10 protein-coding genes are annotated in these 24853 nt (G+C 39.6%); all 10 read left to right on the top strand.

What is annotated here, in order from left to right; translation table 11 throughout:
* Window positions 1-19: 19 nt before the first annotated feature.
* The 10 genes from A9970_RS17675 (at window position 20) to A9970_RS17720 (ending at window position 24827) form a co-directional block, all read left to right on the top strand.
* The gene (locus A9970_RS17675) at window positions 20-2440 is read left to right on the top strand and encodes an ABC transporter permease (protein ID WP_182983245.1); all 2421 of its coding nucleotides are present in this window, start codon (window positions 20-22) and stop codon (window positions 2438-2440) included.
* Window positions 2441-2474: 34 nt separating this feature from the next.
* The gene (locus A9970_RS17680; protein WP_182983246.1) at window positions 2475-4946 is read left to right on the top strand and encodes an ABC transporter permease; all 2472 of its coding nucleotides are present in this window, start codon (window positions 2475-2477) and stop codon (window positions 4944-4946) included.
* A 47-nt stretch (window positions 4947-4993) separates the two neighbouring features.
* Window positions 4994-7402 carry an ABC transporter permease gene (locus tag A9970_RS17685; protein ID WP_182983247.1) on the top strand — a complete coding sequence of 803 codons (2409 nt, stop codon included), beginning with the start codon at window positions 4994-4996 and terminating at the stop codon, window positions 7400-7402.
* A gap of 69 nt (window positions 7403-7471) precedes the next feature.
* The gene (locus A9970_RS17690) at window positions 7472-9853 is read left to right on the top strand and encodes an ABC transporter permease (protein ID WP_182983248.1); all 2382 of its coding nucleotides are present in this window, start codon (window positions 7472-7474) and stop codon (window positions 9851-9853) included.
* A gap of 32 nt (window positions 9854-9885) precedes the next feature.
* Window positions 9886-12249: an FtsX-like permease family protein gene (locus tag A9970_RS17695; protein ID WP_182983249.1), complete on the top strand. Its 2364-nt coding sequence runs from the start codon at window positions 9886-9888 to the stop codon at window positions 12247-12249.
* Between the two features lie 215 nt (window positions 12250-12464).
* A complete protein-coding gene (locus tag A9970_RS17700) occupies window positions 12465-14855 on the top strand; it encodes an ABC transporter permease (protein ID WP_182983250.1) in 2391 nt (796 codons plus the stop codon).
* A gap of 99 nt (window positions 14856-14954) precedes the next feature.
* Window positions 14955-17348 (top strand): ABC transporter permease, encoded by a 2394-nt coding sequence (locus A9970_RS17705; protein ID WP_182983251.1) that lies wholly within the window; start codon window positions 14955-14957, stop codon window positions 17346-17348.
* Window positions 17349-17399: 51 nt separating this feature from the next.
* Window positions 17400-19790 carry an ABC transporter permease gene (locus tag A9970_RS17710; RefSeq protein ID WP_182983252.1) on the top strand — a complete coding sequence of 797 codons (2391 nt, stop codon included), beginning with the start codon at window positions 17400-17402 and terminating at the stop codon, window positions 19788-19790.
* Between the two features lie 33 nt (window positions 19791-19823).
* Entirely contained in the window at window positions 19824-22229 is a 2406-nt protein-coding gene (locus A9970_RS17715) for an ABC transporter permease (protein ID WP_182983253.1), read from the top strand.
* Between the two features lie 192 nt (window positions 22230-22421).
* A complete protein-coding gene (locus tag A9970_RS17720) occupies window positions 22422-24827 on the top strand; it encodes an ABC transporter permease (protein ID WP_182983254.1) in 2406 nt (801 codons plus the stop codon).
* Window positions 24828-24853: the final 26 nt, after the last annotated feature.

The raw sequence follows: 24853 nt of genomic DNA on the forward strand, positions 1-24853 counted from the left end.
AAAACTAAAGAATAAAACAATGATCAAGAACTATATAAAAATAGCCTGGCGCAATATCTCTAAAAATAAAGGGTATTCAACCATAAACATAATTGGCTTGGCAATAGGATTAGCCTGTTGCCTATTGATAGCAATTTATGTACAAAATGAATTGTCTTACGACAAATATCATGTGAATAAAGATCGAATTTACCGCATCGTCCATGACTATAAAGATATAAGCAGCACAGAGCAGCATCAAATCTGGGGCAATGGTCCAATCGGTGAAGCCATCAAAGCAGATTTCCCTGAAATCGAGAAGGTCGTTCAATTTTCAGGACAAACGTCTATCCTGCTCAAACAAGGCGATAAAAGATTCCAGGAGGAAAATGTATTTTTCATGGACTCTACTGCATTTGATGTCTTCAGTTGGAAGGTTTTGGCCGGCGACCCTCATACAGCCTTAAAGAACGCCTATTCTGTCGTATTAACAGAAAGTACCGCTAAGAAATATTTCGGAGATCAAAATCCCATTGGCAAGACGCTTGAGGGAGGTTTAGCTGCGGGCCGGGCTGACGCAGGTCTATATACTGTAACAGCTGTAATGGCTGATGTACCTGCCAATTCACACTTTACGTTCGATGCACTGCTCTCGATGAGTACATTCCGAAACGCAAGACCCGATGTTTTTAATAAAGAGGGCTGGGATTATGTCGATTTTTACACCTACTTTCTCGCTTCAAAAGACTTTGATCCTGTAAAGTTCGACCAAAAAATACCGGAGTTTCTCAAACGGAATCTCCCAACAAATGAAAACCCAAACGCAAAATACAATTTCCATATCGAGCCACTTCTGCAGGCTTACATGCACTCGTCTGCGGATCGTCAACCCGGTACCAATGGAAGCTATCAGAATTTATACATATTCAGCATTATTGGCGGATTCATATTACTGATTGCCTGTGTGAACTTTATGAATCTGGCTACATCAAGGTCAATGGAAAGAGCAAAGGAAGTAGGCGTACGAAAAACCATAGGAGCAAGCAAAAGCAATCTGATCTTTCAGTTTATGTCTGAATCATTGGTTCTTGTATTCGTCAGTAGTATTTTGGCTATACTGCTCGTTATGGCCTTTCTTCCCTTTTTGGAAACATTCTCGGGCAAACACCTCAATTATTCGTCCCTGAAAGATGGAACGACCTGGGCAATATTCCTATTCACTACCATTTTTACAGGACTTCTTGCTGCCAGTTATCCCGCGTTGATTCTAGCTAATTTCAACCCCATTACAGTACTTAAAGGAAGTTATAGCAACAGCAAAGGGGGTACATTATTACGTCGCGTATTAGTCGTTTTCCAATTTTGCCTTTCTATTGCGCTCATTGCAGGTACAGTCGTCGTCTTTTCTCAACTAGATCAATTACAGCACCGAGATCTTGGATTTCAAAAAGATCAACGACTGGTCATTGATTATAATTTTGATGATAAAGTAAACAATAACCTTGAAGCGATAAAATCTACACTTGCAAAAGATAAAGATGTATTGTCTGTCACCGCATCACGTACGGTACCGGGAACATTTTTTCCAAATGCAGGGACAGAAATCATGTCAGCAAATGGAACAATGAGTCAATTTGCTCCTTTCTTATATGAAGTCGATGTTGACTTTATTCCTAATATTGGTCTGCAAATGGCCGCAGGACGTGCCTATTCCAGAGATTTCCCAGCGGATACGGCCCATTCAATTGTTATCAATGAATCTGCTGCAAAACAATGGGGCTATTCAAATCCACAAGATATTATTGGCAAACAATTTCGTCAATGGGGAAGAGAAGGAACGGTTATCGGTGTGGTGAAAGATTTCAACTACCTTTCTTTGCACCGTAAGATTGAGCCTTTAGCTTTGCGACTTGAACCAAGCAGCAGCCGGTATTTAACCTTGAATATCCAACATGTAAACCAGCCTGAGACCGTTGCCAGAATCGGCAAGCTGTGGAATGAACTTGTACCAAACCGTCCATTTTTATATAGCTTTCTCGACGACAATTTCAATCGACAATATGAAGCGGATTTTAATTTTAGAAGACTTTTTACAGCCTTCTCCGGACTGGCACTTTTTATTGCCTGTTTAGGTTTATTGGGACTTGTTACGTATACAGCCCAACAGCGTACCAAAGAAATCGGCGTACGGAAAGTTCTCGGTGCATCCATCTATAATTTAATCCTCCTGCTCTCTTCCGACTTCATCAAGTTATTGGCTGTAGCTCTCCTCATCGCGACACCGCTATCTTGGATGGCGATGAAAAAATGGCTTGACAACTTTGCTTATCACATTGAACCACAATGGTGGATGTTTGTCTTTGCTGGTTTTGCTACAATCATTATCGCATTAGTAACGGTGAGTTTTCAAACACTCAAGGCTGCCAAGGCAAATCCTGTAGATAGTTTAAGAGACGAATAACAATATAATTTAATCCCATCACGATACTCCAGCTATGAACAACCTCCTATTAAAATCGGCCATTCGACAACTTTGGAAGAATAAACTATTCTCCCTATTAAATATTATTGGACTAGCCATCGGCATTACGTCATGTTGGGTCATATTTAAGATTGTCAATTATGAGTATAGTTTTGAAGCTGGAGTTCCTCAGCTTGATCGAACCTATCGGATCATTTCTCAGTTTAAAAATGATGGAAAGGATAATTACAATGGGGGATTGGCCAAGCCGTTTTATCAGGCCATCCGAAAAGAAATTCCAGGCGTGGAACTGGTCGCTCCAGCATTCAGAAATTATCAAATGGAATCTGTCACAATCAACAAGGGACAAAAAAATCAAAAACTTGTCGAGGACTTTGATGAGGCGGAAGGTAATGTGACGGAGACCACCAGCGACTACTTCAAGCTCGTTGGCTACAAATGGTTAGCAGGTTCACCTGAGAAAGCATTTTCAACTGCCAACGACATTGTACTGACAAAAAAAAGGGCTGCCATTTATTTCCCAAACCAGGCTGTCCAGGGCTTAATCGGCAAAACCATCTTTTATAACGACAGCATACCCAAAACGGTAACTGGCATTGTTGATGACCTTGCCTTCAACACGGAGTTCAATGGCACAGAATTCGTATTGCTTAAAGAAGAAGTCTACCCACTGAATGTCTGGACGAATACCAATGGTACCGACAGGCTTTATATCCAATTAAAAGATGGGGTAAAAGACCTTCCAATCCAGGCAGCTATCAATAAAATCGGACAAAAAAAATGGCAGGAATTCAGCCAGGAAAAAAAACCTAAGTTTGACTACAACCGTAAGGTCGTGGTCATGCCCCTAAAAGATTCCCATTTTGCAGTCCACATAAAAGAATGGTACGCCGAAAGAACAAGCAAAACCGTTATTTATGGGTTGATTGCCGTAGCTGCTTTTCTGATGCTTTTGGCCTGTATCAACTACATCAATCTTAGTACGGCACAAATCCCAGCACGGAGTAAAGATATCGGTGTCCGTAAAACATTGGGAAGTAGTCAGGGAAAATTGGTTAGCCAAATTATTTTTGAATCGCTTTTTACCATTGCCATTGCACTTGTTTGTTCGGTCTTTCTGACGAAACTTGCCTTTATCTATTTTCAGGAAATGATTCCGGAGAAAGTAAAAGATTTTACCAGTTCGACGACATCAATGCTGTTTATCGCAATTTTACTAGCCGCAACGACCTTAATTTCCTCGGCATATCCATCTTGGTTAATTAAAAAGGTACAGCCTGTCAATTTATTTCGGGCAGGCAAGCAGTTTCAAATTGGAAAAACACAAATAAACTTTAGAAAAACGTTAATTGTATTCCAATTCTTTATTGCTCAATTTTTTACGGTTTCGGCCCTCATTATCGGGCAACAACTCTCCTATACCCTCAACAAAGATATGGGATTCGACAAAGATGCTGTTGTTACCTTCGACCTACCTTCCAAACTCATCAACAAATTTTATGAAGAAAAACTGGATCAAAGTAAGAAACAAACTCTTCTACATGAGATCCAAAAAATAAAAGGTGTTTCTGCAGCTTCAATCGGCAGCAAGCCCTTATCAAATAATTATTCATCATCTTGGTTTCATCGACAAGACCCTACACTAAAAGAAAAAATTTCATCCGATATTTTCTTTAAAAATGCGGATCCGAATTATATAGCTGTATATGACATGAAGCTAATCGCGGGAAATAACCTACCACAATCCGATACTGTCAATGCCTATATTATCAATGAATCTGCTGTCAAGGCATTCGGTTTCAATTCGCCTCAAGATGCTATCGGGAAGTCAATTGGTCAAGAAGACAGTACCTTCCCGATCGTTGGCGTTATTAAAGATTTTCATGCTCAGGAATTCTATAAAGAGATCACACCTTTGGCTTTGCGCAGTTTTAGTGGCGGCGCTTATACCTTTAACATGAAACTATCGGGAAACAGCAAGGAATGGAAAGGCAGTATCGAAGCGATCAATAAAATATATGCGCGGTTTTTCCCGGAATACCCGATTGAAGTAAAATTTTACGATGAAACGATTGCCTCTCTTTATCAAAAAGAGCAAAATCTAGCCAAATTAATTAACGTAAGTACAATTGTTGCTGTTTTAATCGGTTGTTTGGGTCTCTTTGGGCTGATTACCCTTGCGGCTTTCCAACGCAGCAAAGAGATCGGTATACGCAAAGTTTTGGGTGCAAGTATTCCAAGTATCTTTCATTTATTGGCAAAGAACTTCGTACAGCTCATTTTAATCAGTATCCTAATTGCCGCACCATTGACCTGGTGGACGTGTAGCAAGTGGCTGGAAGATTTTTACTACCGCATCGACCTTACGGCAACACCTTTTATATTAGGCGCTGGGCTAGCACTATTTGCGGCAGTACTGACCATTAGTTTTCAATCGATCAAGGCGGCTATCCAAAATCCTGTCAATAGCCTACGGGACGAATAGCAACACGAGTATATCAAATTGGAGGGTTAACAAAAAACGAAATAACAATGATTGTAAATTCACTTAAAACAGCCTATCGTTTTTTAAAAAAACATAAGTTGATCACGTTTATCAATATCACGAGTCTTGCGATCGGTATTACAGCAACGCTGGTTATTTTCTTGATGATTCAATACGACTACAGTTTTGATAAACATGTTCCCAACCAACAACAGGTCTATCGTGTTGTCAATAACGGAGAGTTCAAAAATGCCGGCGTCTACGTACCGTTGGTACGCATCATGCAAGCAGAGTTACCCAACTTGGAGGCCGTAGCCCCGATTTATCGAAGCCATGTCCAAAAGCTAAAAGTTTCTCTGGCAACAGACAAATTCCAGACTTTCCCGAAAGAACAGAAGATGGTATTCACTAACAGCCAATATTTCGATATTTTCCCTTCAAAATGGTTGGCTGGTAGTGCTAAGGCTTTGAATTCATCCGGAAATATTATCCTTACAGAGAAAACATTAGAAAAGTTTTATGGAAAAGAACTGCCTGCAAATGTGATTGGCAAAACCATCATATATGCAGATAGTATCCCACTTCAGGTCGCTGGTGTAATAGAAAATCCGCAGCATAATTCGGATTTCAATTTTGAAAGCTTCATCGCTGAGCAGACGATCCCTCAGGATAACAATCTAAAAAATATGTATACGTGGGAAGCTTGGAACAGCATATCGGACTCCCATCAAGTACTTATCAAAACTAAAGCACAAAGCAATCCGCATCTACTGGAACGGAATATTGCTAATCTCCTTAAAAAATATAAATACAAAGAAGGAGAGAAAATAAACGATAAGCTTGAATTACAAGCATTGGCAGATGTACATTTTGATACAAGATTTAATTATGACGCTACCCATCCGGAAGCACTACGCAACCTTATTTTACTTGCAGTCTTCCTCTTAGCCCTGGGGGCCGTAAATTTTATCAATCTATCCACGGCTCAGTCTATTGAAAGAGCCAAAGAAGTGGGCATTCGTAAGACGTTGGGTAGTTCTAAAACTACATTGATCAAACAGTTTTTGATCGAAACTTTTCTGATAACTTTGACAGCAACACTACTTGCAGTCTTATTATTGCCATTGTTCTTACATGTCTTTGAAGGATTTATTCCGAAAAACCTAAGCGTAGACGGCCTGGACAAAACCGTTATTGTTTTCTTTCTATTTGGACAATTGATCTTAGTAACCTTACTAGCCGGATTTTACCCTGCCTGGGTACTGACAGGATATGCTCCGGTGCTAGCGCTCAAAAATCAGCTTGGAAAGAACACGAATCTTTCCCGAAGCGCATGGATACGCAAAGCACTGACTATTTTCCAATTTGTATTAGCTCAGGCTTTTTTGATTTGTGTGCTCGTTGTTGTCCGGCAAATCAATTACGTCTCCCATCGAGACATGGGATTTCAAAAGGACGCTATTGTTAATGTCTATATTCCGGGAGCTTTTCAAAATTCGGCAAAAGGTGTAGTCCTTAAAAATGAGCTCAAAAAGCTAACAGATATTAAAGCAATCAGTTTCGGGAACATTGCACCCGCGATGAACGGCTGGATGACTACCGCAATCTCTTACGATCAATCGCCGGACAAGGAATCCTTGACTTTTGATAGCCGCTCTGGTGATGAAAACTATTTAGATGTTTATCAGATTCCACTTTTAGCAGGAAGAAATATCCGTCTATTGGATTCAACCAGTGAAATGCTGATTAATAGAAAAGGCCTTGAGCTATTACATATCAAAAACCCGCAGGATGCCATTGGCAAAACCTTCGAAAATGGACAAAATATCATCGTTGGTGTAATGGAGGATTTTGATTTGGCTTCTGCTCGACAAGGGGTTAAACCGGTTCTTTATACCGGTAGCAAAGAAGGATACGTACTCCATATCGCTTTGGATCAATCACATCCCGAAAACTGGAAAAATGCCATTGATAAAATAACGTCAAGCTACAAATCGGTTTTTCCTGATGATGAATTAGACCTGCGGTTTGTGGATGAGGTCATCCAAAACTTCTATACACAGGAGAAGCAGCTGTCTAAACTCTTATCCTGGGCAGTAGGGCTCTCTATGCTCATCGCCGGACTGGGTTTATTTGGATTAGCCATATTTACGGCAAATCAACGCACAAAAGAAATTGGAATCCGTAAAGTGCTGGGGGCATCTGTTTTCCAGATCACATTTTTACTGCTTCGAAATTTACTATCACTGGTTGCAATAGCCTGTCTAGTAGCTTTTCCAATTGCTTATTATTTTATGCATAGCTGGCTGAACGACTTTGTTTACCGAACTACGATAAGTCCCTGGATTTTTGGACTGTCTGCACTGGGGTTGATTGCATTTGCAAGTCTTGTACTATCAACCAAAAGTGTCTTTGCAGCAAAAGCAAACCCGATTAATAGTCTAAGGGATGAGTAAATAAGCGAGTAAAAGAGATAGGCTTATGTGTATTCATAACATGTATTAAGAACTTAAAAACCCATAACAATGATAAAGAACTTCATCAAAACCGCGTGGCGAAGTATTTTTTCTAATAAATTCTACAGTGCCATTAATATTTTAGGATTAACAGCAGGAATGGTTGTGGGGATATTCCTATTGCTCTGGATACAAGATGAGCTGTCCTTTGACCGATTCCATAAACATCAGCGCTCCATTTACAAAATTGGAATAGAGGGGGGAACGGGGATATCAAAACGAATCTTTGGATCCATCATTGCTCCGGTTGGAAGTTCTGCCAAGAAGGAGATTCCCGAAGTTCAGGATGCTGTACGCATATTTAAAATCGGTGATGCCGCCATCAAGTATAAAGATAAAAGGTTTAATGAAAAGAACTTTGCGTTTGTGGATCCCAGCTATTTTAGTGTTTTTGACTTTTCCATATTGCAAGGTGACCCAAAGCGACCTTTCCCTGATAACAATTCAATTGTAATCACCCAGCGTACAGCACGCCGTTATTTTGGCGATGAAAATCCAATTGGAAAAACCGTCGTATTAGGAATAGAAGATCTATGTGTCGTCTCCGGCGTTATTGCCGATTACCCTGAAAATTCCACCTTTCAATATCAGGTGCTGATGCCCCTTTCTAGATTTAATGAACAAGCCTATATCAAAAATAAAACTACCTACGACAATAAAACTTTTCTGTCGTCCATGGATGAGGATTGGTCTAGTTTTTCTTTTGAGACCTACCTACAATTGAGACCTGATGCTAACCCGACGGCAGTCGCACAAATACTACAATCCATACACGAGCGAAATAAACCCGAGGATGCCCCTGTACCCTACGTTGCTCAAGCGCTGGCGAAGGTCCATCTATACCAAATGGATGGTAGTGACGGCGGTATTGGAAATGTTCGAATTTTCACAGGTGTGGCGATTATGATTCTTGTAATTGCAAGTATTAATTATATCAATCTTTCTACTGCACGCTCGTTGTCACGCGCCAAAGAAGTGGGTATACGTAAAGTTATCGGCGCAGGTAAAAAGGAACTTTTTTTCCAATTTATATTGGAAACAACCATGCTCTTTACCATTGCTTCAACCCTAGCATTAGCCATCGTTTTCAGCTGTCTCCCTTTGTTTAATAACTTCTCCGGAAAACATATTTCTCTGCAACTCTCCAACCCTATGCTATGGTCAAGTGTATTGGCCATGCTCCTGGGTACGTTGTTACTCACCAGTATATATCCCGCTCTGCTTTTATCGAAGTTTGATCCAATTAAGGTATTGAAGGGTCGGTTTGCATTAAAAAATTCCAGTGCACGAAAAATACTGGTTGTCCTGCAGTTCACTGTTTCTATAATCCTTATCACTTTAACAATTGTTATCGGTCGTCAATTAGATTATATAAAACATCAAAATTTAGGCTACGAAAAAGATCACATTATTTCCGTTGCCATGGCACCGAAAATGTCCAAACATTTTGATGCAGTAAAGAGTGAACTTCTAAAAAATAAGGATATTGATGCCGTTATTCGCCTCGGTAGAGATATGGTCTATGGCGGTGGTTCTACTGGAGATAACGACTGGGACGGAAAACCCAGTAAATCAAACCTCTGGTTTAACATCACGTATTCCGATCAATCTGCACTCAATTTTTTCAAGATAAAACTTACACAAGGTCGTAATTTTACGGGATCAACAGCAGATTCAACCCATTTCATTATCAATGAAACGGCCGTACGGGAAATGGGGCTAAAAGATCCCATTGGCACACGCTTACGTATTCGAACAGTTCCGGGAACTATTATTGGGGTTGTAAAAGATTTTAATTATGCAAGCGTGAGGCAAAAAATTGAACCCATGGTATTCCAATATAGCCCCAAAGATTGCTGGCAGCTTTATATCAAAACAACGACTTCCGGGGCTGGTTCCGCGCTGAACTCACTGCAACAGATCTGGAAAAGCTATTATGATGATATGCCGATGAACTCTAGTTTCCTTGATGAAAGTTACCAGAACCAATATATGAATGAACAGAAACAGGGTGCGCTATTCAATTTTTTCGCACTGGTCGCTATCCTGATATCCTGCCTTGGACTTTTGGGATTATGTACTTACACCGCACAGGTTAAAACCAAAGAAATTGGAATCAGAAAAGTTCTTGGCGCAACTGTATTTAACATTATACAATTACTAAACAGGGAATTTTTACTCTTAGTCATTTTAGCCAATTTCATCGCAGTACCAATCGCTGTATATTTCAGCATAAATTGGCTCGATGGTTTTGCCTTCAGAACGACTCTCCCATTTACCATATTTCTATATGCGGCGGGGATAACCATTGCTATTGCATTATTTACGGTGAGTTTCCAGTCCATCAAAGCGGCATACGCCAATCCTGTAAAAAGTTTGCACGAAGAATAGTTTATATTTGAGAACCAAAACAACAGCATAAAATGATTCGATTATTCCTAAAAACAGCGCTGAGAAATTTGAAGCGCAGTCCCTTAAACACAACAATAAATATTTTGGGATTAGCACTGGGGTTTACTGTTGCCCTGATAAGTACATTATGGGTACTGAAACAATTTTCTTTTGATAAGCATTACAGCAATTATCAACATATTTATCAGGTCATGATGACTGGAACTTTCAATGATGAGAAATCTACTGATCGCTCCACCCCTATTCCCTTGGTCAAAACGATCGCATCTGATTTCAAAAATGAAATGCAAGATGCAGCACTGATCACGAATATGGAGAGCAATAATCTTAAGGTAGGTGATAAGAAACTTAATGCACCAGGGTTTTATGCTATGGGAAAATTTTCCGAATTATTTTCTCTCGAATCTGTACAAGGAAATAGTACCACACCGAGCAATCCATCGACCATCATAATTTCAGAATCCTTAGCAAAACGACTGTTTGATAAGGTAGATATCATCGGGAAAACACTTCAATTGAATGGTAAAGAACAGTATACTGTTCAAGGTGTTTATAAAGATATTCCTGAAAACAACACTTTTTATGGCTTAGATTATGTATTGCCGTTTGTCGATTATCTTGCTAAAGACCAAGGTATTGAAGAAAGCTGGTCCAGCTGCTATTTCAGCACTTTCGCCAAGATCGACAATGATGCCTTTGTTCCCGCTTTGGAAAATAAACTAACAAATATCATCAACAAAAAACTGACGGATATAAAACCTGAAATCCTGTTACATCCGATGTCCAAATGGCATTTATATGATTCGTTCAAGAATGGAAAGAACGTAGGCGGACAGATTCAATATGTATGGATGTTTGTTTGGATAAGCGTATTCATCATTTTATTGGCCAGTATCAATTTTATTAACCTGAGTACGGCTAGAAGCTTAAAAAGAGGAAAAGAAATCGGGGTTTTAAAATCTGTTGGCGTCAACCGCCGGCAGCTTATTGCAGGCTTTCTTGTTGAGTCAATCCTCGCTGTAGCCTGCGCATTTTTGTTAGCTGTTCTATTCGCTACATTGCTTTTGCCTTGGGTCAAAACGATTACACATACGACACTGCATATCCCTTTTGCCGATATTCGTTTCTATGGCTACTCCCTAGTAGGAATAGGCGTTATAGGTCTTTTAGCAGGTATGTACCCCGCGTTATTTCTATCGGCTTTTAATCCTATTCTTGCACTTAAAGGTAAAATTAACAGCCGAAAAGGCGGATCAAGAAGTAGAAAGGCAATGGTCATCGTGCAATTTGCTATTTCTATTTTCCTAATGATATCTACTTATCTGGTGATTCAGCAACTGCATTTCACAAAGGATCGTCCAATAGGTTATAAAAGTTCAAATTTGATAAACATTACTTCATCCAATTCAACTATCGTCAAAAACTTTGATGTACTTCGAAAAGAGTTGATCGGTCAGCGCCTTGTCGCTGATGCCGCCCTTTCTTCCAACTTTGTGAACCACCTATCCTTAACAGGTGGTGGTTTTAATTGGCAAGGTAATGATTCCAAAGACGGTGCGATCATGGGGATCTTCACCGTAGATGAAAACTTTGCTAATACTGTACAGTGGAATTTTATAAAAGGACGCAATTTTTCAAAAGATTTCAAAACAGATTCAACTGCTGTTATTCTGAACGAAGCGGCGGCCAAATTTATGGGAGTTACCGACCTAAACAGCAAACAGCTTTCACGTGCCGGTATCAATTACCACATCTTGGGTATTATTCAAAATACGCTTTCCGAATCTCCTTTCAAATCCATTACACCGACGGCTTATTTTCTAAAATTTTTACCAAAGAATAAGATAACGCTTCAACTGGATGAAAATCAAGATCTCAAACAAAACCTAAAAGCGATTTCCACAGCGTTCAATCGCATAGACCCTGATCTCATTTTTGATTATACATTTACGGATCAGGAATATGCCAAAGAGTTTCAACAGATGGAAATGATCAAGAGCTTAACCAGTTTATTTACAGGGTTGGCCATACTCATTTCATGTCTCGGTCTCTACGCACTGGTTTCCTTTCTTACGGAGCAACGAGAAAAAGAAATCGGCATTCGTAAAGTATTGGGTGCATCAGAACTTGGCTTGTGGCGACTACTTTCCACAGAATACATTTGGCTCACAGGCATTGGCTTTTTACTCGCAGCCCCTTTAGCCTATCTCCTCATGGAATCATGGCTGGAAGACTATGTCTACCGCATATCAATTACATGGACGGTCTTTGCTATCACAGGCTTAACTGCGCTATTCATCACCTTATTAACAGTTAGTTACCAAGCGATTAAAGCAACATTAGCAAATCCTGTAAAAACCTTAAGAAGCGAATAATACCAATTTGTTCGGGGACGGACACTATACTGTCCGTTTCCGAACATTTAAAGCCGCCATAAAAAGACACCAAAAACCTAAAAATCAATACATTATATTTATGGCAAACGAATTGAACTACTTGTATTTGCTATTTTTCGAATAACGGAGCCTTCTACTAAAGCGAGCTAAGTGACAAGAATATAGCCTAATTAACAGTCTAAATGCTCATAACCATGTTAAAGAACTATTTTAAAATTGCTTGGCGGAATATCAGAAAAAACAAAGGATTTTCTCTTTTAAACATGTTTGGCCTCAGTATCGGAATAACATGTTTTCTATTGTTGGCAGCGTACATATATCATGAATCCAGTTATGAGCGTTTCCTTCCCAATGCGGACCGTCTAGCTTATATTAGCCTCACCTATAAAGCACCCAATAGCACGGAAGAAGTAAATTCTGCAGTAACACCAACAGGCTTAGCTCCTGCTTTACAAGCTGAATTTCCGGATGTAGAACAGGCAACCAGATTCTACAGCTATTCCAAAGGCGGTAAAATAGAATCCAAAGAGGCACTAATAACTGAAAAAGGCCTACTTTATGTTGACCAAAATGTTTTTAAAACTTTAGGTTTTACCTTTCTCGAAGGTGATTCACGATCAGCCTTGGCGGAACCAAATCAGATTGTCTTAACAAAAAAACTCGCAGCGAAATATTTCCCCAATCAGTCGGCCATCGGTCAGACACTATCCATTGACAAAGTCAACTGGAAAATCACAGGTATCATCGCAGACTTGCCCACAAATACACAATTGAACTTCTCTGCACTCCTTTCCAACAAAGGATTAGAACGCTACAAAGAAATGGCTTGGTCATCTGCAAATGATATAACCATAGCGCTCCTAAAAAACAAAGATCAGTTCGGTTCAATCCAACAGAAATTGGACCAAATGACAAAATCAAAATTCGCCGAAGCAACAAAACAAGGCTATCAATTTCGATTTGTCCTAGAAAAGCTGACCGATATCCATCTCCACTCCAAAGCAGCAGGCACAGGAAACATTACTTATATCTATATTTTAATGGCGTTAGGTGCTGCGCTTATTATTTTAACCTGCATCAATTTTACAAATTTGGTATTAGCACATGCGCTTGAACGCAAGAAAGAAATCGGTGTCAAGAAAGTTTTGGGTGCAGCAAAGAAAACGATATTCTTTCAGTTCTTTTTTGAATGTAGCCTCATGGTTTTTCTAGCTGTTGGTTTTAGCCTTCTGACTACGGTACTCTTGTTACCCGTATTCAGTTCATTTATGGGTACCGAAATGAGATTAACCGTATGGACAGACCCTCGGTTTTATACGCTTTTACTTGTTTTCATAGCCTTGTTGACGCTGCTGTCAGGTGGCTGGCCTGCCTATTCAATCGCTAGCTCAAAACCTATTTCAATTTTTAAGCGAAAATTGACTGAAAGACAAAGTGGTATATCTTTGAGCAAAGTACTCGTTACTTTTCAATTCAGTATCTCTATATTTTTTATTATCTGCACCTTATTTGCGAGTAGACAGATGGATTTTATCCAGTCTAAAAACACAGGATTGGATCGCTCTGATATGTTGGTCATTGATGGCCGAGGATGGCAAAATAAAGAAAGGCAGCTATTAAAAGAAAAGTTAATGCAGCTCAATAGTGTCCAGGGCGTTACCGCTTCGTATGACAATCCCGTCAATATCCAAGGTGGCTACAGCGTCAGTGAAGTAGAAGGCCAACCCAATGATTTTGATATGGATGTCACTGCAATTCCGATTGAAAAAGATTTCGTATCCGTTTTTCATATTCCATCCGTTGCCGGCGCACCGCTGTCAGACGCGGACATTTTGCGCGCGCAAGACACTATTTCACCAGAATATGGTTTTGTAGTGAATACACTTGCTGCATCCGCCATGGGTTTTACTCCCGAACAGGCTATTGGAAAGAAAATCAACTTGAACGGACGTAAGGGCAGCATCAAACAAGTTGTTGCTAGTTTTAACTTTGCATCATTACACAACGAAGTCAAACCAATTGTACTTTTTCCTGAATATGATTATTTCGGCAATATTTTCATTCGACTCAATCCGACATCGCCGGTAAAAGATGTTCTTGCGCAGATAAAAGCTGTTATAAAAGATATTGATTCAAAAAACAGTTTTGAATATCACTTTCTCAATGATGATTATAACAAGTTATATCTCAAAGATCAGCAAACAACACGGGTAATGCAGTTATTTTCCATCATTACAATTGCTATCGCCTGTATGGGACTATTTGCATTATCAGCTTATGCCGTGCAACAACGCTTCAAAGAGATCGGTATTCGTAAAGTATTAGGTGCTTCAACGATCAAGATTGTCAACATATTGAGTGTTGACTTTATGGCCTTAGTCCTATGCGCCGTATTGATCAGTTTACCCTTAGGCTGGTATGCCATGCACCGCTGGGTAGAAAATTTTGCTTACCACATCACGCTAGACTGGTGGGTATTTATTGTGGCGGCGATAAGTGCATTATTGGTATCATTTATCACCATTAGTTTTCAAACCATAAAAGCTGCGATTCTGAACCCGGTTGATAGTTTAAGAGACGAGTAATTGTTTTAGTAGCTATTAAAAATAAAGACACCTGATAAATAACAAGCTGGACCTTTAAAATTCAAGTTTTTTCTATTTATCGATAAAAATACCACAAATATGCTTAAAAATTACATCAAAATCGCGTGGCGCAACCTGATGAAAAACAAATCCTTCTCCTTGATTAACATCATCGGATTGGCGATCGGTATGGCCGGAGCATTACTTATAGCACTTTGGTTGCAGAACATGTTAACCATGGACCGCTTTCATGAGAAGGGTGATCGCCTGCATGTATTGAGTAATCGTGACGAATTTCAAGGCGAAAAATCAGCCTGGGCCTATACGCCTAAAATATTAGCGCCCTCATTGGCTGCAGATTTTCCAGATATCGAAGCTTTTACCAGATATAATGAGGGGTCTCAATTTTTAACAACTTTCAATGAAAAGAAACTGATAGCAAATACTGTTTTCATCGATCCTGGTTTTTTCAAAATGTTTTCTTTGCCTTTTGTGAAAGGAGAACAGAATGTGAGATTTGATCATCCCAAAGGTCTTGTTCTCACGGAAAGTTACGCAAAAGCGCTGTTTGGAAATGAAGATCCAATTGGAAAATCAGTTCGGATAGACTCGGTTAATCAAGTCACCGTACAAGCTATACTTAAAGATCTTCCGAGTAATTCAAGTTTCAAATTTGACATCCTCCTCCCATTTGAATATGCAAAAATAATTGGTTATGTAGACGATAACTGGAGCAATAATTCAATAACTACCTATATCCTGTTAAAAGAAGGTGCTTCAGTCAACGCATTTAACGACAAAATCAGAACCTATCTGAGAGATCATATCAATACGAGTAATAAAGCTGCCGGTTATACTTCTGCAAGAAATACGGGTGAGATTTTTGCCTTCCCCTTTCCAGATTCTTTCCTTTACAATAGCGGAAAAGGAGGAAATTATACTTCCGGACGTATCGATATCGTCAAGCTATTTGCTTGGATTGGTGTATTTATTTTATTGGTGGCAAGCATCAATTTTATGAATTTGAGTACGGCACGTTCCGAACGCCGCGCAAAAGAAGTCGGTGTCCGCAAAGTAATTGGAGCTAATAAGACGAGCCTAATGGCGCAGTTTCTGGTTGAAAGCATATTGATTAGCCTGATCGGCATGGTACTAGCGACTATACTTGTTTTTATTGTCCTGCCATTTTTTAACGAGCTTGTCGGAAAACAGCTTAGCTTATCGTTATTAAACTTACCAACCTGGCTTTTTTTAATTGGTTTTGCCTTATTTACGGGTGTGTTAGCGGGTACCTACCCGGCCTTTTTCCTTTCTTCATTTCAGCCTATCAAGACCTTGAAAGGGAAATTTGTTTCTAAAACAAGAGGCCTTAGTATTCGCTCGCTCTTAGTCGTCATTCAGTTTAGTCTCGCTATTATATTGATTATCGCAACAGTCATTGTCGCGAAACAAATCCAATATACCAAGCAGCGCGACCGAGGTTATAATGAAAATGGGCTACTTTATAGCAGTATCCAAGGTGATCTTGAGAAGAATTACAAAATTCTTAGAAATGAATTGTTAGCCAGCAACGCAGTTGTTTCTGTTTCGAAAAACATGTCGCCGGTAACTGATTTCTATAGCAATGGCTGGGGATTTACCTCCGGGACACCAACGGAACAGGACAAACGCATTTCCTATAACCGTTTTAGTACCGATGCCGATGCTGTAAAGAACCTTGGTTTGACATTGATCCAAGGCCGCGACATCGATATCTATAAATTTGCAACGGACAGTACAGCCGTAATTTTAAATGAGTCTGCCGTTAAAAGTCTCCATCTAAAGAGCCCTATAAACAGCATTGTGGATGGCGATGGAACAAAATGGACCGTAGTTGGAGTGGTCAAAGATTTCATTATTGGATCGCCTTTTGGAGACAAAAAGCCCATGGTGATATTAGGGCCACAGGCTTGGTTTACAACAATCCATTATCGTTTAAATCCAAACAATAATATCGCAGACAACTTAAAAACGATTGAGTCAATCTTTAAAAAGTTCAACCCAGACTATCCTTTTGAATATCAATTCATTGACAAGACCTACGAAGAAAAATTTAAAGAGACAAAAGCTATAGGTACACTGGCCATGATCTTTGCAGGATTGACGATCTTTATTTCCTGTCTGGGTTTACTGGCATTAATCGCCTATATGGCCGAAACGCGCATGAAAGAAATTGCTGTCCGCAAAGTTCTTGGAGCAAGTGTCACCCAAGTAACCTCTTTACTATCAATCGATTTTATTAAGCTTGTTGTGGTCGCAATTTTTATCGCCACACCTATCGCTTGGTGGGCCATGGATAAATGGTTACAAGATTACAGTTATCGAATTGAGATACAGTGGTATTATTTTGTCATTGCTGGACTATTAGCTATTCTGATTAGTATGGCCACGATAAGCTATCAAGCAATTAAAGCTGCATTAGGTAATCCTGTTAACAGTTTACGCGATGAGTAGCCCAAAGTTTAACAACATTGTTTCCTATAGTTTTAGACCATAAAGAAAGGCATGAATTCATTCAAACTTACTTTTCGCAGCCTCATTAGCAACCGACAATATACCTGGATCAATATCTTGGGGTTAAGTATTGGTTTTTCCTTGTGTCTTCTCGTATTCGCTCTTGTCATTGAAGAAAATTCATATGACAAAAGCTGGAAAAATGCGGATCATCTCTTTCGGATTGTCACTATAGATTCAACGGCTGGCCTTGAACGCCAAATGTCCAGAACATTCGTTAATTTAAGTACGGAACTCAAACAAGTATTTCCGGAGATTCAAAATGAGGCTCGGATAGAATCCAGAAAATATTTTTTAAAACCGCATGCAAGCTCAGCACAGCCCATAGGCATACAGGTTTTGGAGTCGGAAATAAATATCTTGGATATGTTGAGCATCAAGGTTCTCGAAGGCAATCCCAAACAGCTGGTCCAAGGAAAAACAAACTTGCTCATCGGCAAAGAATTCAAAGAAAAGTACTTTAAGAACGAAAATGTCATCGGCAAAGTCATCCAAAGTGCCGACCCCTATACCGATCAGCCATCCGATTATATCATTACGGGTGTTATGGATAATCTTCCTTATAATTCAACGCTCAGAGCTTCCGCCATTGCTTTAGTGCCCAAAATATCGATGGAATTAAGCAAAGATGGCTTAGGCTACTACACCGAACAATTTGTACAGCTAAAACCCGGAACACCAAGAATAGATCTTGAGCAGAAACTAAATCATTGGTATAAAGGATACCTCAGTCCTAACACAAAACAGCTGACTTCCTTTCGCCTGCAGCCTATTCAGGATATATATATGGAGCCATTAGGCAGTGCAGATATCAGCGGCAACCAAAAAACAACAACCATATTCGTAGGAGTTGCCATTTTGGTATTTATTATTTCCTGTATCAATTTTATTAATATTTACGCCGTAAGAACAGTTAAAAAATTAAGAGCACTTCATATACATAAGGTATTGGGGGCCAGCCGAGCCCAGATGATCAAACGAATGCTGTTAGAAACAATCCTACTGTTTTTTATTTCTGCATTATGTAGTTTGGTACTTTTTAGACTTGGATTGTCCCAACTGGAACACTTTATAGGCTATGATCTCGCTTATATTAAATCCATGCAGCTCCCGTTGCTATTGGCATTTATCACGACTGCAATTGCCCTCGGCCTGCTAATTGGTTTTTATCCAGCATGGCTGATCTCCGGTATTAAGAGTTCCGATGCCTTAAAAAATAAGCTATCAAAAATTCCCAATGCAGAAGTCTTTATCAAAAAAATGCTTATCACAACACAGTTTAGCATTGCCATTATCGTCATCATTGGCCTTATAACAATCAAGTCCCAACTCAGCTATATGCAAGCAGCTCCCTTGGGAATGGAAGTCAAAAATGTGCTTAACATCGATTATTTCAACAAGGGTACACAGAATACAAATATAAAAGATCGAATTGGTCAACTTACCGGGGTTGAATCGGTCAGCGTCGCTGCCTGGACGCCGACAATCGGGTCAGGCTACCTCGCCAAGACAATCGTTGACAAGGACGATCCAGGGAAAAATATCCAAGTCAGTTTCATCGGTGGCGATGTCGATTTGTCCAAGACTTTGGGAATCCAGTTGGTTAAAGGTCGATTATTGACTGCTGAAGATTATACGCATGTTGAAATGGATCTGGGAGAAGACGAAGGTATCAATAATGCCCTTGTGACCGAAAGTACGGCAAAAAAGCTTGGGATAGAAAAACTCGGTATCCTGTATAAAGACCTTCAAATTATCCCCGTCGGAATCATTAAAGATTTCCATAGTGAGTCTTTTCGTAGCAAAATAGTACCAACAGTGATTTTGGCAAAAGATTTTAACGGAAGCGGCAATATTCTGATAAAAGTAGGGAAAGGACAAGAACAACAAATCTTTCGATCGGTATCTCAAATTATACAAAATACCTATCCTGATAAACACGTTTCCTTCCATTGGATAGATGATTTGATTGCAAAACAATATGAAAAAGAGAGCAAGCAAGTGCAATTATTTATCCTATTCAGTGCATTGACATTGTTGATCTCTGCCTTAGGAATCACAGGATTGATTATGCAAAATCTCGAACAGCGCACCAAAGAAATTGGCATACGCAAAGTCCTAGGCGCAACAGTGCTCGACATATCACGTCTCTTTTCAAAAGATTATCTCATCTTATCCACCTTGGCTATTTTTATTGCCAGTCCAATAGCGGGGTATTTTTCAAAAAAATGGCTCGAAGATTATGCGTACAATGTGGGCATACAATGGTGGTTCTTTATCCTTGCCGCGCTCGCTATCTTTTTAATCAGCATCATTACTGTCAATTTCCAAACAATACGTGCCGCACTAAACAATCCAGTAGATAGCTTACGAAACGAGTAAATATTCATTTATAGTAATAAAAGGGGCCTCAATATGATCAAGAATAATTTAAAAATAGCATGGAGAAATTTAACCCGCAATTTCTCCACTTCGTTTATCAACATCGTTGGGTTGGCCATGGGAATTGCAACCTGCCTTCTGATCAGCTTATATGTGACCGATGAATTTAGTTTTGATCGTTACAACGAGCATGCGGACCGTATTGTACGTGTTGTTTTCAGAGGAACTGTCAAGGGTGGAACGATCAATGAGGCACATGTGATGCCACCTGTAGCTTCGACTATGAAGTCAGAGCTGCCCGAAGTTGAAGAAACTGCACGACTAAGAATCGGTGGATCGCCTCTATTTGTCGTCAATAATAAAGTGTTTCACGAAGAAAAAATGGCTTTCGTGGATGCTTCTTTCTTCAAAATTTTCACACTCCCTTTTATTAAAGGGAATTTGTCTACAGCTATTTCTTCCCCAAATTCTGCAGTGATTTCCGAATCCACTGCCTTAAAATACTTCGGCACAAACGATGTTGTCGGTCGAGACCTCATCATCAAAGACAGTCCAAATATCCTCAAAATCACTGGAGTAATCAAAGATATCCCTCAAAACTCCCATTTTCATTTTGATGTATTTACCTCTTTGGATGCACTGGAAGATTCACGATCAGATTCGTGGATGACTTCCGAATATTATACTTATGCATTGCTTTCGAAGAATGCTTCACGTGAAAAGCTCGAAAAAAACTTAGCCACACTATTCGACAAACATGTTGCTACACAATTTATGGCAGGTTTTGGCATGAGTTACCAAGAATACAAGAAAACGGGAAATAAGATCGGTCTTTACCTACAGCCGCTCACAGATATCCATCTATATTCGAATTTCAACTACGACCTCAGCGCTCCGGGGGATATACGTTACGTTTATATTTTTAGTGCTATTGCACTCTTTATGCTATTGATTGCTACAATTAATTTCATGAATCTATCTACAGCCAGTGGGTTTAGACGATGTAAAGAAGTAGGAGTACGAAAAGTATTGGGTGCCGACAAACAAAACCTGATGCGACAATTTATGCTGGAGGGCGTCCTCCTGACTTATATTTCCTTGGGAATAGCTTTGGGAATTGTTTTACTTGCCCTTCCTCTATTTAATCAGATTTCAGGCAAAGAGATTGAAATTCAAAAACTTGACGCTTTTAAAATTATCCCCTTCCTGCTGACTTTTGGTTTAGTCGTCGGTCTATTTTCCAGCAGCTATCCCGCGTTATATCTATCCTCATTTAATCCGCTCCGTGTATTAAAAGGGAAAATAAGTCGTTCGACTAAAGGCCTTAATTTACGCAGTGGGCTTGTTGTATTTCAATTCATCATTTCCGTCGGACTTATCTTTGGAACCGTGGTGGTTGTTCAGCAGCTGGATTATATGCGTCATATTAAACTTGGATATAACAAGGATAATGTCCTTATTATACCGAGCTGGCCTTTGGGAAAAAACGAAAAGACATATTATAATTTATTGATGCAAGATAGCAGAATCAAGCATGTCTCTCATTCGTCCTATCTCCCTGCAGGAGAAAGTAACAACAACAATTTTTTCATCTATCCAGATGGCAATACTGATCAATGGGTCAAAACGATTCGTTACGATATAGATGAAGAATATATTCCGGTTATGGGTATGCAGCTTAAAGAAGGACGAAATTTCGCAAAAACATTTGGTAATGACAGCCTTTCTGTCATCATCAATGAAACTGCAGCAAAAGATCTAGGTTGGAACGATCATAGCCTTGGCAAAATATTGACCAATAAAGACAACAAAAGCTATCGTGTTATTGGTGTCGTTAAGGATTTCCATTTTCGCTCTTTACATGAGCAGATCTCTCCGCTTGTGATGGTTCTTAGCGATCAAGCCGGGAGTTTGATTCTCAAAACCCAAACAGCCGATATGGAGAAGCTCATTCAAAAATTAGCGTCTCTCTATCGATCCTTTCCAACAGACATTCCATTCAGCTATTCCTTTCTGGATGACCGATACGCGCAAACCTACCAAGCAGAAGTGAAAACGGGTAGATTACTGAGCATCTTTGCGGGACTGACTATTTTTGTGGCCTGCCTTGGTTTATTCGGCTTGGCTATTTTCACCGCCAATCAACGCAGAAAAGAAATAGGGATCCGGAAAGTTGTTGGAGCTACAGTTCCCGACATCACACGCATGCTTTCCACTGAGTTCGTCAAACTCGTTATAATTGCCATTATCATTTCTTCTCCCCTAGCTTGGTGGATGATGCACAAATGGTTAGATAATTTTGCGTACCGTATTGAGATGCAATGGTGGATGTTTGTACTAGCAGGAGCGCTAGCCGTTTTTATTGCTTTAATTACTGTAAGTTCACAAGCGATACGAGCGGCCCTAACAAAGCCTGTTGACAGTCTACGTGATGAATAAAATAAACTTGTCTGTTCAGCTGTGGACAAAGCACTGTCCGATATCGAACAGCAAGTAAAAGAATCAGGAAGGCAATACGTTAATGATCAACAGGATAATTACTTGGCTAAACATTTGTATTTTTAATTTACTAAATGGAGCAAACAAGCTATCAGCAGCTCTACGACCGGAATAAATTCTTAGTATAAGACAATGAACTTTACAAACTTCAAAATTGCTTGGCGAAATATCGGAAAGAAAAAAGTGCAAAATCTGATCAATCTAATTGGATTGACCTGCGGTATTACTTTTCTACTACTTGTAGGCGCCTATGTATGGGATGTACATCAAGTGAATAGCAATATCAAAAATATTGATCGGCAATTTTTGTTGCAAAGCAAGTATAAAAAAGAAGGATTTGGTATTAACTTAACCACACTAGGGGCGCTCCCCAAAGCCTTACATGAGGAGTATCCCAATCTGGTCTCTAATTATTATCGGATTGATGGATTAACAGGTATCGTAGCAAACGGTGCGACAATCCATGAGGAAGGGATGTCTCTCGGAGATCCTAGTCTATTGACAATGTTTGGATTCCATATTTTAGCGGGCAATGCCAATACGGCTTTGAATAATCCCTTTTCAGTTGTCATCAGTGACAAAGCCGCCATAAAATATTTCGGCCATGTGGATGTACTTGGAAAATCGCTACAAATAAAAAATTTCAAGGGTGAAAAACACGATTTTGAAATTACAGCAATCATCAAATCCGATGTCCAAAATGCCATTATGGATCTCACAAAAAATATGCATGCAGACATATTTTTACCGATCATCAACGAGCAATTCTTTGGCCGATCTATAGACAATTGGAATAACCCTTATATTGCGGGTTATATTGAATTGAAACCAGGTGTAAGCTTGGAACGAGTAGATGCCGCCATCGAAATGCTAGTAAGAAAAAATACCGATAAGGAATTTTCCAGTCAATATAGCCCCAATCTAAAACCATTGAAAACTTATTATTTGGATGACAATCAAGGGGCTGTCCGTAAAATGATACAGACGTTGATTTGGACTGCCATTTTTATCTTGATCATGGCTATCATCAATTTCATCAATTTTAGTATCGCTCAGCACATTACCCGATTAAAGGAAATCGGTGTTCGCAAGATGATGGGATCATCTCGAGTGCAGCTTATTAGACAACTGATGACCGAATATATCCTGATCGTGGCCATAGCAACATTAATCAGTCTGCCAATCTATATCGTCACAAGTCCAATCTTCGAACATATCTTGATGCGCAAGCTGCCTACGTTGATGGAATTGCCGATTTATTTTTTTGGTCTATTGGGTATAATGACGTTATTAATTGGTTTACTGGCGGGTCTATATCCAGCAATTAAGCTTTCCAATATAGCGGTACTTCCTGCAGTCAAAAATCAGTTTTCGACGTTGGGAGGCAAACAGCTGGTACGAAAAATTCTTTTGTTTTTTCAATTTGGGGTAGCCTTGCTCCTGCTGGCATGCACACTAATTATTTCCAAACAAGTGGACCTATTTCTCCATAGCAATCTAGGTTACAACAAGGACTACTTATTAACCGTTCAAGTACCTAGAGATTGGTCCGAAAATGGTGTTCGCAAAATGGAGACTTTACAACATGAACTCAGCCAGCAACCAGAAGTAAAATCTGTGAGCTTATCTTATGAAACACCTGGATTACTGGGATTCAATATGCAATCTGCATTCGGTACGGTTGAAAACAAAGAAATCCAGGTACAACGGATTACAAGTGATAGTCACTTTTTGGGAACCTATGAGATACCGCTAATTGCGGGAACTTTTCTCCCTAAAAACTATGCTACTCATGCGGATAATAGACCAGTTGTCATCAACAGGAAGGCTATGGATGATTTTGGCTTTAAAAATGCCGAGCAGGCGATTGGTCAGCAAATAGCAATCAATGATCCTAGTTACAAAATGACTATTGTGGGCGTTGCTGAAAATTTTGTAGCCAACACACTTCATCAGGCATCCCCGCCTATTATCTGGATAGATGTACATGAGAGCCTTCAATACCGATACCTCAGTATTCGCTTACAAAAAGGCTCTCTTTCCAATGCAGTACAACAACTAGAAAAAAAGTGGAAAACGTTGCTGCCTGATGCACCGTTCGAGTATCAGTTTATGGATGAACGTATCAAAAGTTTATATGAAACTGAGTTGCAGCTGCATCGCGCTTCCCAGATTGCTACGGTTGTTTCACTACTGATCGTGGCGTTGGGACTTACCGGATTAATATCGCTTTCCATCCATCTGCGCAATAAAGAAGTTGGCATTCGTAAAGTACTTGGGGCTTCACTAGCACATTTGATGTTGCTCTTTTCAAAGGAGTACTACGGAATCTTCCTATTTGCTGCATTTACGACAGTTCCACTGAGCTATCTATTGATGCAATACTGGCTGCAAAATTACATTATCCGAGTAGAAATCAATGCATTTACCTACTTGTTACCATTGGGGACTTTGATTGGTTTGCTGAGTTTATTGGTTGGTATTATTGTATTTCGATCAACTCGGTTTAATCCAGTTGAAAAATTAAGAGATGAATAATCTAAGAAATCAATCCACATAAACAG

The organism is Sphingobacterium sp. UME9 (assembly GCF_014170215.1).
Taxonomy (GTDB): domain Bacteria; phylum Bacteroidota; class Bacteroidia; order Sphingobacteriales; family Sphingobacteriaceae; genus Sphingobacterium; species Sphingobacterium paramultivorum.